The 13,311-nt window shown below is 71.9% G+C and carries 13 protein-coding genes; 8 read left to right on the top strand and 5 right to left on the bottom strand.

The annotated features are described in order from the left end of the window. Positions 1–58 precede the first annotated feature (58 nt). Positions 59–1,480, bottom strand: a complete 1,422-nt coding sequence (gene pyk / locus HNR68_RS10420; protein ID WP_179719930.1) for a pyruvate kinase — start codon at positions 1,478–1,480, stop codon at positions 59–61. Between the two features lie 116 nt (positions 1,481–1,596). Between pyk and HNR68_RS10415 the strand changes: the two genes are divergently transcribed. Then, positions 1,597–1,917: a VanZ family protein gene (locus HNR68_RS10415; RefSeq protein ID WP_343050052.1), complete on the top strand. Its 321-nt coding sequence runs from the start codon at positions 1,597–1,599 to the stop codon at positions 1,915–1,917. Here HNR68_RS10415 and HNR68_RS10410 read toward each other — a convergent pair. Next, positions 1,895–2,560 (bottom strand): TIGR02453 family protein, encoded by a 666-nt coding sequence (locus HNR68_RS10410; protein WP_179719926.1) that lies wholly within the window; start codon positions 2,558–2,560, stop codon positions 1,895–1,897. The genes HNR68_RS10415 and HNR68_RS10410 overlap by 23 nt on opposite strands. 104 nt (positions 2,561–2,664) lie before the next feature. On the opposite strand from HNR68_RS10410, the gene HNR68_RS10405 reads away from it, so the two are divergent. From HNR68_RS10405 to HNR68_RS10385, 5 genes are all read left to right on the top strand, one after another. Beyond that, positions 2,665–3,000, top strand: a complete 336-nt coding sequence (locus tag HNR68_RS10405) for a hypothetical protein (protein ID WP_179719924.1) — start codon at positions 2,665–2,667, stop codon at positions 2,998–3,000. Further along, a complete protein-coding gene (locus HNR68_RS10400; RefSeq protein ID WP_179719922.1) occupies positions 3,001–3,141 on the top strand; it encodes a hypothetical protein in 141 nt (46 codons plus the stop codon). 12 nt (positions 3,142–3,153) lie between these two features. Next, on the top strand, positions 3,154–3,405 hold the full coding sequence (locus HNR68_RS10395) for a hypothetical protein (RefSeq protein ID WP_179719920.1): 252 nt from the start codon (positions 3,154–3,156) through the stop codon (positions 3,403–3,405). Between the two features lie 154 nt (positions 3,406–3,559). Next, positions 3,560–5,917, top strand: a complete 2,358-nt coding sequence (locus HNR68_RS10390) for a LuxR C-terminal-related transcriptional regulator (RefSeq protein WP_179719918.1) — start codon at positions 3,560–3,562, stop codon at positions 5,915–5,917. 337 nt (positions 5,918–6,254) lie between these two features. After that, positions 6,255–6,935 carry a transglycosylase SLT domain-containing protein gene (locus tag HNR68_RS10385; RefSeq protein ID WP_343050051.1) on the top strand — a complete coding sequence of 227 codons (681 nt, stop codon included), beginning with the start codon at positions 6,255–6,257 and terminating at the stop codon, positions 6,933–6,935. A gap of 46 nt (positions 6,936–6,981) precedes the next feature. On the opposite strand, the gene HNR68_RS10380 is transcribed toward HNR68_RS10385, so the two are convergent. Beyond that, entirely contained in the window at positions 6,982–7,698 is a 717-nt protein-coding gene (locus HNR68_RS10380; RefSeq protein WP_179719916.1) for a FadR/GntR family transcriptional regulator, read from the bottom strand. Positions 7,699–7,851: 153 nt separating this feature from the next. Between HNR68_RS10380 and HNR68_RS10375 the strand changes: the two genes are divergently transcribed. Then, the gene (locus HNR68_RS10375; RefSeq protein WP_179719914.1) at positions 7,852–9,261 is read left to right on the top strand and encodes a GntT/GntP/DsdX family permease; all 1,410 of its coding nucleotides are present in this window, start codon (positions 7,852–7,854) and stop codon (positions 9,259–9,261) included. 149 nt (positions 9,262–9,410) lie between these two features. Next, positions 9,411–11,696, top strand: coding sequence for a HelD family protein (locus tag HNR68_RS10370; RefSeq protein WP_179719912.1), 2,286 nt, complete (start codon positions 9,411–9,413; stop codon positions 11,694–11,696). 30 nt (positions 11,697–11,726) lie between these two features. Here HNR68_RS10370 and HNR68_RS10365 read toward each other — a convergent pair whose 3' ends face one another. Both HNR68_RS10365 and HNR68_RS10360 read right to left on the bottom strand, forming a co-directional pair. Further along, positions 11,727–12,221, bottom strand: coding sequence for a hypothetical protein (locus tag HNR68_RS10365; protein WP_179719910.1), 495 nt, complete (start codon positions 12,219–12,221; stop codon positions 11,727–11,729). A gap of 731 nt (positions 12,222–12,952) precedes the next feature. Then, complete coding sequence (locus HNR68_RS10360) at positions 12,953–13,210, bottom strand: hypothetical protein (RefSeq protein WP_179719908.1); 258 nt, start codon at positions 13,208–13,210, stop codon at positions 12,953–12,955. Between the last annotated feature and the right edge of the window lie 101 nt (positions 13,211–13,311).

Below are 13,311 nucleotides of genomic sequence, written 5' to 3'. Positions count from 1 at the left end.
GTCGTGCGCCGGATCGGCCGGACGGGAGCGCCGAGCGGCTCCCGTCCGTGGTGGCGGATCAGACGTGGTCTTCCTCGCCCAGACGGTGCACGCGGATGAGGTTGGTGGAACCGACCGTGCCGGGCGGGGAACCCGCCACGATGACGACCATGTCACCGCGCTGCGATCGACCCAGGGACAGCATCGCCTGGTCGACCTGGCGCACCATCTGGTCCGTGGTGTCCACTTTAGGAACCAAGAACGTTTCCGTCCCCCAAGTGAGAGCGAGCTGACTCCGCACCGACTCCTCGGGGGTGAACGCCAGCAGCGGCAGCCGGGTGTGCAACCGGGCCAGTCGGCGCACGGTGTCGCCGGACTGCGTGAACGCCACCAACGCCTTGGCGTTGAGGCGCTCGCCGATGTCGCGAGCCGCGTAGGAGATCACGCCGCGCTTGGTGCGCGGCACGTGGCTGAGCGCCGGCGGAGCCGTCGAGCCGGCCTCGACCGCTTCGACGATGCGCGCCATCGTCTGCACCGTCTCCACCGGGTAGCGGCCGACGCTGGTCTCCCCGGAGAGCATCACCGCGTCGGTGCCGTCGAGCACCGCGTTGGCGACGTCGGAGGTCTCCGCGCGCGTCGGGCGCGAGTTGTTGATCATGGAGTCGAGCATCTGCGTGGCGACGATCACCGGCTTCGCGTTCTCCCGCGCGATCCGGATCGCCTTCTTCTGCACCAGCGGAACGTGCTCCAGCGGCAGCTCGACGCCGAGGTCGCCGCGGGCGACCATGACGCCGTCGAAGGCCAGCACGATGGCCTCCAGGTTGTCCACCGCCTCCGGCTTCTCCAGCTTCGCGATCACCGGGACGCGGCGGCCGACCCGGTCCATCACCTGGTGCACCAGGTCGATGTCGGCCGGGCTGCGGACGAAGGACAGCGCGATGAAGTCCACGCCGAGCTCCAGCGCGAACTCCAGGTCCTCGACGTCCTTCTCGGACAGTGCGGGCACCGAAACGTCCATGCCCGGCAACGAGATCCCCTTGTGGTCCGAAACGGGACCGCCCTCGGTCACCTCGCACACGACGTCGTTGTCCTCGACGTCGGTCACGGTCAGCCCCACCTTGCCGTCGTCGACCAGCAGCCGGTCGCCGGGCTTGGCGTCCTTGGCGAGGCCCTTGTAGGTCGTGGACACCCGGTCGTGGGTGCCCTGGACGTCGTCGACAGTGATGCGCACGATGTCGCCGGTGCGCCACTCGACCGGCCCGGCGGCGAACTTGCCGAGCCGGATCTTCGGACCCTGCAGGTCGCCCAGGATGCCCACGGCGCGGCCGGATTCCTTGGCCGCGGCCCGGACCATCTCGTAGACCCGCTGGTGATCGGCGTGGCTGCCGTGGCTGAAGTTCAGCCGGGCGACGTCCATTCCGCTGTTGACGAGCTCTGCCATCTTCTCCGGTGTGGAGGTGGCAGGGCCCATGGTACAAACGATCTTGGCTCGTCGACTCACATCATGCCAGCGTAGTCTGTTGACCGGCGTGCGCAGCACGCGCCATGCCTCCGACAGGCCCACCTGGGAGATCGTTGCTGGATCGGTGCAGAACGCAGCTCACCCGGCTACCGTTCGTGATCGCGGTGGCGGTGAGCCTGCTCGTGCTGTTCATGCCCGCGTCAGGGGTGCCGACCGCGCCGCCCGGCACGGACAAGGTGGTGCACGCCGCCCTGTTCGCGGCCCTGGCCCTCACCGGCCGGACCGCGGGGATCCCGGCGGTGACGCTGCTGCCCGCACTGGCCGGCTACGCCGCGGTGTCGGAGGTGCTGCAGGGCCTGCTGCCGATCGGGCGCAGCTGTGACGTGGTCGACGGCCTGGTGGACGTCGCGGGTGCGGCGATCGGCTGGGCGGTCGTGGCGCTGACGCGGAAGGTCAGCGGCAGGTCTTCTCCGTGACGCCGACGTGGTCGGCGCACCACTGGTTGAGCTCCCGCAGCTGCTCCCACGCGCGACGCACCCGGTCCAGGCACCTGCGGTCGTGCAGCGCGTCGTCGGGTTCCCAGAGCTGGACCGCGTACAGCGTGCGGTGCCGCAGCAGGTCCAGCCGCGGGTGGTCGGCGGCGACCCCGCGCGGACGGCTCCTGAGCACGTCGCCGGTGATCTCCCAGCCGGACGCCGCCAGCGCGTCCAGCAGCCGCCGCAGGTGGTCGCCGTGGACGTCGGTGTCCACGGCGGTGCGGAACCGGGCGAGCTGGTCGGACTCGGTGTGGAAGCAGCCGCCGGCGACGGTCATGCCGGCGGCGCTGATGTCGACGTAGAAGGCGCCGCCGCCGCGCCCCCGCTCGACCACCGCCCCGCAGTGCGTCTTGTACGGCGACTTGTCCCGGCTGAACCGCACGTCGCGGTGCGGCCGGAACACCTTGCCGACGCCGAAGCCGGGCCCGAACTCGGGTTCCAGCTCGGCGATCAACGCCTCCATCGGCCCGCGCACGTGCTCCCGGTACAGCGCCAGGTTGTCACTCCAGAAGGCCTTCGAGTTGTCCGCCTCCAACCCGTCGAAGAACTCGACGGCACCGTCCCCGAAACCCTCGAACCGCACGCGCCGAGCCTAGCCGCACAGCGATATCACCCTCAGTGAACAGCCGATCACGAACCGTCCCCAAGATGTCCGGCGATCTCGGGAGGGATCAGGCAAGGACCGCAGTGACGAACGAGGGGATCTCCATGCCCCAGCAGGCTCCGCGCCCGTACGCGCCTCCGCAGCGGACGAAGTTCAAGGGACTCGCGATCGCCGCGCTGGTGCTCGGGATCGTGGGCGTGGTGGGGTCGGTCGTCCCGATCCTGAACAACGTGACGGCGGTGGCCGCATTCGTCGGTCTGCTCCTCGGCGTGATCGCCCTGTTCGGCACCAAGAAGGCGATGGCGGGCATCGCCTCCGGCCTGCGCGTCCTGGCGGTCGTGGTGACCGTCGTGGCACAGGTGGTCTTCTCGCAGGCGCTCGACGAGGCCCTCGGCACTAGCGTCCTGGCGGACGGCTAGGTGGCGACGTCCGGGGAACCGGTGCGGCTGGGCTTCGGCCGGAGCCACAAGTGGTCGACCGGTGAGGTCATCACGATCTCCGAGCCCGAGCCCTGCACGAAGTCGAACGTCTTCGAGCGGCCTCCGGCGGGCAAGCGGTAAGTCCAGTTCGATGTGCGGGTCCGCAACGAGGGCGCGCGGGCGTACAACGTCGTGCTGTCGCAGATCACCGCCCAGCACAACGGCCGCGTCCCGCAGCAGGACCTCGCCGCAGGGGACGTCGTGCCGGACGTGGAGGTCCCGTCCGGCGACGACGTGATCTACACGTCGGTGTTCGAGATCGGCAGCGAGCCGGGTGAGCTCCAGGTCTCGGTGCAGCCGAGCCCGTTCACCCAGGACACCGTGTACTTCGTCGGTCAGGTCTGAGGCGGCTGCGGTTCGCTCGCGAACTCGTGAGTCGTTCACCCGGCGTGGGTAGTACGAGAGGACCACCGCGCCGGTCGCCACCCGACTGGGTGACGGCAAGTGAGCGCGGACAAGATCGCAGGTCAGCGGCCTTCCCGACGGTTAAGCTCGTGGCGTGGTCTCTACTGCGCGCGCCCGCGTGCGGGATGCAGCGGGCAACCTCCCGGCCGACGTCACGAGCTTCGTCGGCCGGCGCCGTGAGATCACCCTGACCAAGCGGCTGCTCGCGGAGTCCCGTGTCGTCACCCTCACCGGGCCCGGCGGGGTCGGCAAGACGCGGCTCGCCATCCGGGTGGCCGCCGGCATGCGCCGCTCGTTCCGGGACAAGGCCTGGTACGTCGGACTCGAGGACCTCCAGGACCGGTCCCGCGTGATCGACACGGTCGTCGAGCAGCTCGGCATCGGCGGCCCCAGCGCCGGCGAGGACCTCGACACCGTCGTCGAGCAGCTCAAGAACCGCGAGATGCTGCTCGTGCTGGACAACTGCGAGCACGTGGTCGACGAGGTCGCGCTGCTGGTGGACGCGGTGGTGCGGTGGTGCCCCGGCGTGCGGGTGCTGGCCACCAGCCGGCAGTCCCTCGGCGTCGCCGGCGAGGCCACCATGGTCGTGCCGCCGCTGCAGGTGCCCGACATCGAGCACCTGCCGCCGCCGGAGGCCCACGAGCAGTTCGCCTCGGTGCGCCTGTTCGTCGACCGGGCCCGGGCGGCGGTGCCCGAGTTCGAGGTGACGCCGGAGAACGCCACCGCGCTGATGCGGCTGTGCCACCACCTCGACGGCAACCCGCTGGCCATCGAGCTGGCCGCGGTGCGGCTGCGCTCACTGTCCGTGCAGCAGCTGGAGGAGCGCCTCGCCGAGCGGTACGACCTGCTCACCGAGGGCCGCCGCAGCGCCCCGGCCCGGCAGCGGTCGCTGCGCGCGCTGATCGACTGGAGCTACGAGCTGGCCTCCGACCAGGACCGGCTGGCGTGGGCGCGGATGTCGGTGTTCTCCGGCACCTTCGACCTGGCCGCCGCCGAGCACGTGGTCCGCGACGTCCTGTCCGGCTCCGACGTGCTGAGCTCGGTCCACTCGCTGGTGGACAAGTCCGTGCTGCTGCGCGTGGAGGAGAGCGGCGAGGCCCGCTTCCGGCTGCCGCACGCGCTGCGCGAGTACGGGCAGGACAAGCTCGAGGAGTTCGGCGAGCTGGACGCCATGCAGCGGCGGCACCTGTCGTTCTTCAGCGCCCTCGCCGAGCGCTTCGCCGACAGCTGGATCGGCCCGGACCAGGTCGAGTGGGTGCAGCGGATGCGCAGCGAGCAGGGCAACCTGCGCACCGCGCTGCAGACGGCCGCGGCGCACCCCGACACCGCGGGCACGGCGCTGGCGCTGGCCACCGACCTGTGGCCGTACTGGGTCATCCGCGGGCTCAACGGCGAGGCGCGCCACTGGCTGGAGCAGGTGCTGGCCAGCACCCCGCGCGACGTGCCCGAGCGGGTGCGCGCGCTGCGGATCAGCGCGTGGTTCGCGCTGCTGCACGGTGACCTGGACAGCGTGCGCTCGACCCTGGAGCAGGCGACGGTGCTGGCCACGCAGCGCGGCGAGGAGGCCGAGAAGCCGTACCTGGCGCTGGTGCGGGGCCTGGCGGCGTTCGCGGACAACAACGCGGCGCGCGCGATCTCGCTGGTGGAAGACGCGCTCGCGCAGTTCCGCAAGCACGGCTCGCTGCCCGGGGAGCTGTTCGCGCTGTTCGGCCTGGGCCTGGTCAAGGGGCTCCACGAGGACCCCGAGAGCGGTCTCGAGGCGCTGGAGGACTGCGTCCGGCTGGCCACCGAGCACGGTGAGCTGTACTGGCGGTCCTACGCGCTGTGGGCGTCGGCGCAGACCGAGGCGGTGCGCGGCGAGCTGGAGCGGGCCGAGACGGCGGCGAAGAAGGCCGTCCGGCTGCAGCGGAAGCTGGACAACCGGCTGGGCATCGCCCTCGGCATCGACAGCCTCGCCTGGATCGCCCAGCGGCAGGGCAAGCACGACCGCGCCGCGCGGCTGTTCGGCGCGGCCTCGTCGGTCTGGGACGCGGTGTCCGCCGCGCCCGGGTTCTGGGCGCCGTTCGCCACCGACCACGAGGCCCACCTGTCGCAGACCCGCTCGGCGCTGGGCGAGGAGGCGTTCCAGGAGGCCTTCGACCGGGGCCGCCGGCTGTCCGTGCCGCACCTCATCGACTTCGCGCTGGAGACCAAGCGGCACGCCCGGGCGCGCAGCGAGGAGAACGTCCATCCGATGCCGCTCACGCGCCGCGAGCGGCAGATCGCGGAGCTGGTCGCGCAGGGCAACACGAACAAGGAGATCGCGGAGAGCCTGGTCATCGCGCAGCGCACCGTGGAGGGCCACGTGCAGAACATCCTGACCAAGCTCGACTTCTCCTCGCGCGCGCAGATCGCCGGGTGGGTGGCCGCCCAGCGCGGGACCGGCGCACCCGCCGACCCCGCCCCGCGCTGACCCACCCCCGGCACCTCCACCGCCCGACGGCGGTCCCCACGCTCCCCGCGGCACCGAGCCCGGTGCGCCCGCACGTCCTGACCGCGGTGCGCGCCGGCACGGTGCGATGAGCCCCCAGGTTCTCACTTTCCGTAGTTGTCGATCGCGCCGTAGTCCCCCGACCAGTCGAATCTAGGTACTTGCCTAGGTGCAAACCTCGGTGCGTGTGCACTCTCCGTGCTGGAACCTGGGATGCGTGAACCCCGAAGACCATCACCTCAACGACCACGTACCCGACGAGCACACCCCCGACGGCCGAGGGAGCCGGCCGACGCGTTCGCACCGTGGGGAGAGGACGGTGTCGAACACGGCGAGCCGGCTGCGCGCGACGTTCCTCGGCGACGCCCCGAAGCGCCAGCACCGCGTCCCCCCGAAGACGCGAGCGCTGCAGGTCGGCACCGCGGTGGCCGCGTTCGGCGTCCTGGGCGCGTTCACCGGCATGGCCGGCACCGGTGCCGAGCAACCCCGAGTGAAGACGGCCGCAGTCGTTTCCCCCGTCAACGACTCCGCGCCGCTTCCCGCCGCACCGGCCCCCGCCCCGGCGCCGCAGCCCGCCCCCGAGGCTGCACCCGCGCCGGAGGCGGCCCCCGCGCCGGAGCAGCCGGTCGAGCAGAAGCCGGTGGACCACATCGGCGCGTGGATCGACGAGGCCGTCCGCGTCATGGAGCAGAACGGCGTCTCGCGCGACCAGGTCGACCCCGAGGCCATCCGCACGATCATCATGCACGAGTCCAACGGCGACCCGACCGCCACGAACGACTGGGACTCCAACGCCGCGGCCGGCACCCCGTCGATCGGTCTGATGCAGACCATCGAGCCGACCTTCGAGTCCTTCGCGCTCCCCGGGCACGAGAACATCTACGACCCGGTGGACAACATCATCGCGGCCACCCGCTACGCGATCGCCCGGTACGGATCGGTGAGCGACGTCCCCGGCGTCTCCGGCGTTCGCAGCGGCGGTAGCTACATGGGTTACTGACCAGGCCGCACGCGACTGGCGAGCCGCCGTCCCGGCCTCGGGACACCTAGCTGGGGACGGCGGGAGCCTGCTGGTCCGCCAGACCGGCGAGGGTTCCCTCCAGCGCTTCGGCGACCAGTTCGCGCATGGCCCCCTCCGCCCGCGCCCGATCACCGCTGCGGATGCACTCCGCGATCTCGCAGTGCAACCGTACTGCTACCGGGCGCGGGTGTTCGGGCATCAGGCCGTGCCCGGCCCGCCAGCGCAGCAGCTCCTCGACGACCTCGTGCAGCTGGGCGAACATCTCGTTGCCCGACGCCGTCAGCACCAGCCGGTGGAACTCGACGTCGGCGGCCATGAAGGTGTCCAGGTCGCCGGCGCGCGCGGTGGCGACCATCCGCTCGGACAGCGACACCAGCCGGGCCGCGTCCTCGTGCGAGGCGCGCTGGGCGGCCGCCGCCGCGGCCACCGGTTCCACCGCGGTGCGCAGCTCCGCGAGGGTCTTCAGCTGCGCGGTGCGGTCGGCCGCCAGCTGCCAGCGGATGAGCTGCGGGTCGAAGGCGTTCCAGTCCTCGCGCGGGCGCACCACGGTCCCGACCCGCTGGCGGCCGACCACCAGCCGGATCGAGGCGAGGCTGCGCACGACCTCGCGGGCGACGCTGCGGGAGATGCCGAACCGCTGCTCGACGTCCTCGGTGCGCAGGACGCTGCCGGGCGGGTGCGTGCCGGCGGCGATCTCGTGCCCGAGCACGTCCAGGACCCTGTCGTGCAGCCCGCCGGCCATGTCGCCCCTTCCCGTCGTCGACCGCCTCGAACATAGGCCGGAACGGACGGGTGACGGGAACAACAGGCATACTTGATCGGTCAACATGGCAATAAAGTCATACTTATTGCTTAGGCTGTGCCGCGCACCAGCTGCTCAACGAGGAGCCCCTCCATGCCAACCAGCCTTCGCGGCAGCCTCACCGCCGCCCTCGCCCAGGCCCCGGAGCCCGGCGCGTGGAGCGCGCACGACGCCCGCCTGCTCACCGCGGCCATCGCCGGCATCGCCGTCATCGTGGTGCTGATCAGCTGGGCGAAGCTGCACCCCTTCCTGTCCCTGGCCCTGGGCGCCACCACGCTCGGCGTGGTCGCCGGGATGCCGTTCAGCGACCTGGTCGACACCTTCACCGAAGGCCTCGGCGGGACGGTCGGCGACGTCGGCCTGCTCGTGGCGCTCGGCGCGATGCTCGGCAAGCTGCTCACCGACACCGGCGGCGCCGAGCAGGTCGTGGAGACGGTGCTGCGCCGCACCACGCAGCGCACCCTGCCGTGGGCGATGGTGTTCATCGCCGCGCTGCTGGGTCTGCCGATGTTCTTCGAGGTCGGCGTCGTGCTGCTGGTCCCGGTCGTGGTCATGGTGGCCAGCCGGTCCGAGCAGCCGATGCTGCGCATCGGCATCCCCGCGCTGGCCGGGCTGTCGATCCTGCACGGGCTCGTCCCGCCGCACCCCGGCCCGCTCGCCGCGGTCGACGCGCTGCACGTCGACCTGGGCACCACCCTCGCGCTCGGCGTGCTCGTGTCGATCCCGACCGCCATCGTCGCCGGTCCGGTGTTCGGCGCCTTCATCGCCCAGCGCGTGCCGCTGTCCCCGGCCGCCCACCTGCTCGGCGGGTCCGCGACGGAGACCGCACCGGAGAAGCGGCCCAGCTTCCTCGCCGCCGTCACCATGCTGCTGCTGCCCGTGGTGCTCATGCTCGGCAAGTCCGTGGCCGACCTGACGCTGGCCGAGGGGACCGTCGGCTACCGGGTGCTCGACACCATCGGCACCCCGGTGGTCGCCATGATGCTCACCGTGCTGATCGCCATCGTGGTGCTCGGCACCGGCGCCCGGTTCAGCCGCAACCGGCTCGCCGACGTGGTCGGCGGCTCGCTGCCCGCGATCGCCGGGATCATCCTCATCGTCGGCGCCGGCGGTGGTTTCAAGCAGACCCTGGTCGACTCCGGGGTGAACACCATGATCACCGACCTGGCCAGCGGGGCGCACCTCTCTCCGCTGGTGCTGGGCTGGCTGATCGCGGTCGGCATCCGGGTCGCCACCGGGTCGGCCACGGTGGCCACGATCTCGGCGGCCGGGATGGTGGCGCCGATGGTGGTCGACATGCCGCCCGCGCAGGGCGCCCTGGTCGCGCTGGCCATCGGCTCCGGCTCGCTGTTCCTCTCGCACGTCAACGACGCCGGGTTCTGGCTGGTCAAGGAGTACTTCGGGATGACCGTCGGGCAGACCTTGAAGACCTGGTCGGCGATGGAGACGCTGCTCTCGGTCGTCTCCTTCGCGGTGATCCTGGGGCTGTCCGCGGTCCTGTGACCACGGGGGTCGTGAGTGCGGGAGCCGGTTGGAGCCGGTCTTCGCACTCACGACCCCCTGCGCTGCGGGCGGTACACTGGTGGGTCGGGCCCCGGCGGAGTCGGGTCCGCCCGTTCCCCTAGCCGATCCCCAGGTACAAGGTGGCGCAATTGTCCAACGCCCGAGCCGATCGGGATGCGGTCCGCGCGCAGGAACTGGCAGCCGAGCAGCAGTACCTCGACACGCTGTACGAGAAGCTCGACGCCCTGCGGGAGGAGACCGCGCAGCGGTTGAAGGACACGCTCCGGGACAGCGGTGGACCGCCGCAGGCCCGCACCGAGCGCGACATCTCCGCCCGGATGTACACCGACAAGCTCAGCCAGCTCAGCGCCGTGGAGCACGGGATGTGCTTCGGCCGGCTGGACCTGGACAGCGGTGAGACCTTCCACATCGGCCGGATCGGACTGTTCGACGAGGACAACGAGTACGAACCGCTGCTGCTGGACTGGCGCGCCCCGGCCGCCCGGCCGTTCTACCTGGCCACCGCCGCCGCCCGCGACGGCGTGCGCCGCCGGCGGCACCTGCGCACCAGCTGGCGCAAGGTCCTGGACTACGAGGACGAGGTGCTCGACCTCGACGCCGCCGAGCAGGGCAGCGACCTCGGGCTGGCCGGGGAGGCGACGCTGCTGGCCCGGCTCGACGCCCGCCGCACCGGGCAGATGCAGGACATCGTCGCCACCATCCAGGCCGAGCAGGACCGGATCATCCGCGCCGGCATGAACGGCGTGCTCGTCGTGCAGGGCGGGCCGGGGACCGGCAAGACCGCCGTGGCGCTGCACCGCGCGGCCTACCTGCTCTACACGTTCCGCGAGCAGCTGTCCAAGCGCGGTGTGCTGGTCGTCGGTCCGAACGAGACGTTCCTGCGCTACATCGGCCAGGTGCTGCCGTCCCTCGGCGAGACCGGCGTGCTGCTGTCCACTGTGGGCGGTCTGTACCCCGGGATCACCGCGACCGGCGTGGAGTCCGCGCGGGCGGCGGAGATCAAGGGCCGCGCGAGCATGGTCGACGTGCTGACCGCCGCGGTCCGCGACCGCCAGCAGGTGCCGTCCGACCACGTCGAGGTCACCTTCGACCGCGAGCCGCTGCGCATCGACCGGGCCACCGCGACGCAGGCCCGCACCCGCGCTCGCCGCACCCGCCGGCCGCACAACCTGGCGCGGCGGGTGTTCCGCGACGAGATGTTCCGCGCGCTGACCCTGCAGGTGGCCGACCGGCTCGGCCGCGACCTGCTCGACCGCCGCGACTTGGACGAGATCAACGTCGAGCTGCGCGCCGACCCGGCGGTGGACCGGGCGCTCGACGAGCTGTGGCCGGAGACCAGCCCCCAGCAGCTGCTGGACGAGCTGCTCAGCTCGCCGGAGCTGTTGGCCTCGGCGAGCCGCAAGCACCTCGACGACGCCGAGCGCGCGGAACTGCTGCGCCCGGCGGGCTCGCCGTGGACCCCGGCCGACGTGCCGCTGCTGGACGAGCTGGCCGAGCTGCTCGGCGAGGACGACGAGCAGGCCCGCGCCGAGCGCGAACGCCAGGAGCGCGAAGAGCTCGCCTACGCGCAGGGCGTCCTGCACATCATGGAGCAGGACGAGGAGATCGCCGACGAGGAGCGGCTGCGGGTGAAGGACGTGCTGGACGCCGAGCTGCTCGCCGAGCGGTTCCGCGCCCGCAGCGACCTGACCGCGGCCGAGCGCGCCGCCGAGGACCGCACCTGGACGTTCGGGCACGTGATCGTGGACGAGGCGCAGGAGCTGTCGCCGATGGCGTGGCGGGTGCTCATGCGCCGCTGCCCGAGCCGGTCGATGACGCTGGTCGGCGACGTCGCGCAGACCGGTGCGCTGGCCGGGGCGGACACCTGGCACGAGGTGCTGCACCCGTACGTGCAGGACCGCTGGAAGCTGGCCGAGCTCACGGTCAACTACCGCACCCCGGCCGAGATCATGGACGTCGCGGCCGACGTGCTGGCCGCGATGGACACCGACCTGGAGGCGCCGAAGTCGGTGCGCACCAGCGGGCACCGGCCGTGGGCGCGCCGGGTCGGCGACCTGGCCGCGGCGCTGCCGGGCGCGGTCGCCGAGGAGCTGCGGGAGGTCGAGGACGGGCGGCTGGCGGTGCTCATGCCGCCGGAGCTGCTGGCCGAGGTCGGGCCGCGGGTGGTGGAGTCGCTGCCCGAGGCGGCGATGGGCACCAGCCCCGACGACCTGGACTCCCCCGCCGTGCTGCTGACCGTGGAGCAGGCCAAGGGCCTGGAGTTCGACTCGGTGCTGCTCGTGGAGCCGGCCGCGATCGCGGCGGGGTCCGAACGCGGCCTCAACGACCTCTACGTGGCCCTGACCCGGGCGACCCAGCGCCTCGGCGTCCTCCACACCGAGGACTTGCCGGAGGTCCTGCGCAAGATCGGGTGATCCGCGGGGCGCTCGCGTTCCCGCGGGTGGTCAGCGGAAGACCGAGGCGCCGTAGTGGGAGAGCGTGGTGCGGAGCTCGTCCGCGCTCTCGCGGACGTCGTTGACGTCGAGCAGCCGGTAGCCGACCCGGCCGTCGCGCCGGATCGCCCTCTTCTGCGGCACCCCGGGGTTCTCCCCGCCCCGCAGCCAGACCGTCAGGTAGGTGGCGGCGCCCCGCTCGCCCCGGGGCCTGGGCAGCTTCTCCACCGAGACCTGCTCGATCTGCTGCCAGGCCAGCTCGACCCGCACCCGCCGAGCCGGGTGCTCCAGCAGGATGCCGCGCCCGTCGACCCGCAACGTGAACGGCCGCAGGCTGCCGATGAGCGTCGCGATGCCCATGACCAGGAGCACGGGAGACACCACGGACAGCACCGGGATCCGCCCGACCTGGTCGGCCCAGACGGTCATCAGCGCGGACCCCGCCACGCCGAGCGCCAGGAAGACGACGGCCATGACCAGCCGGTGCTGGCTCTTGTGGAACTCCACCGCTCCCCCGAGGTCGGTCTACTGAGGACAGTCAAGTCCGGGCGTTTCCGGACACCCGCGGCAGGATACTCGACCGTCCCCCGCCCGGGCGACCCGCTCAGGAACGGAACACCCGCACTGCGCAGGGGGACCGGCGCGTGCCCCGTGCACCGCAATTCCGATGGGGATCAGACGTCTGGTTTCCATTGGAGTTGCGTGCGGACACGCACCGGCCCCTCAAGCGACGAGCCCCCGGCGCGAGCACACCGCGAGGAACTCCCCGTACCGGGCTTCGTCATCCTCGCGGATCGTCTCGATCGTGGAGACGAGTTGAGAGGGGCCGGACGACGCGGGCGCGGGACGCCGTCCGGCCGGGGAAGCTCGGTGCCGGGTCTCGGGGAGGGAGTGCGGCCAGCACCGAGCCGGGTCTACGAGCGCCGCAGCCCAGCGAGAACTCGTCGCAGGACCAGCGGACTTCGCACGTACCCGCGAGGATCGGGCTCCTCGGGTTGCGGCGAACGCGTCAGCACCTCGTCGGAGGCGCCGTCACCGGCGGCACCTCCGCGGTCGGCGATCGGCTCACGCAGGCGATGACGGCCGCCTCTGCCAGCCTCAGCCTCGATTCGCTCCACCAGGGACCGCACCGTTGGTGCGCCTTCGCGACCTCCAGCGCGCTGCGGCTGGCAAGAACAAACGGACGATCCACCACAAGGTCAGCACTGCCGCAACGCCGGCGCACGCGCTCACGAGGATCAACGGTCGATCCTTTCCGCATCGACGACCAGCACGTCGTGCCCGGTCGCGGTTCTGCCTTCACCGCGCAACGCCGCTGTCAGCACGTCGAGCGCGTCGGCCATGCTCTTCAGCTCGGAATCCGCCCACGTGCCACGGGCGATGTCATCGGCCGCGTTGTCGAGCACCAGGACCGCCGCTCGCACCAACCGGGCGATCCGCGCATGACGGGCGTTCATGACGCCCCGGACGCGCGAGCTGGACGAGCTCGACGGCACTCATCGCAGTGGCATCCGCTTCCGCGGCCTCCACGGCGTCGGCCGATCGCGCAAGTCGACGCGCCTCCGGCTGGCTTCCTGCCGCTTCCCAGCGACTTCCC

The organism is Saccharopolyspora hordei (genome assembly GCF_013410345.1).
Taxonomy (GTDB): Bacteria; Actinomycetota; Actinomycetes; order Mycobacteriales; family Pseudonocardiaceae; genus Saccharopolyspora; species Saccharopolyspora hordei.
This window is presented reverse-complemented; position numbering and strand designations above follow the sequence as displayed.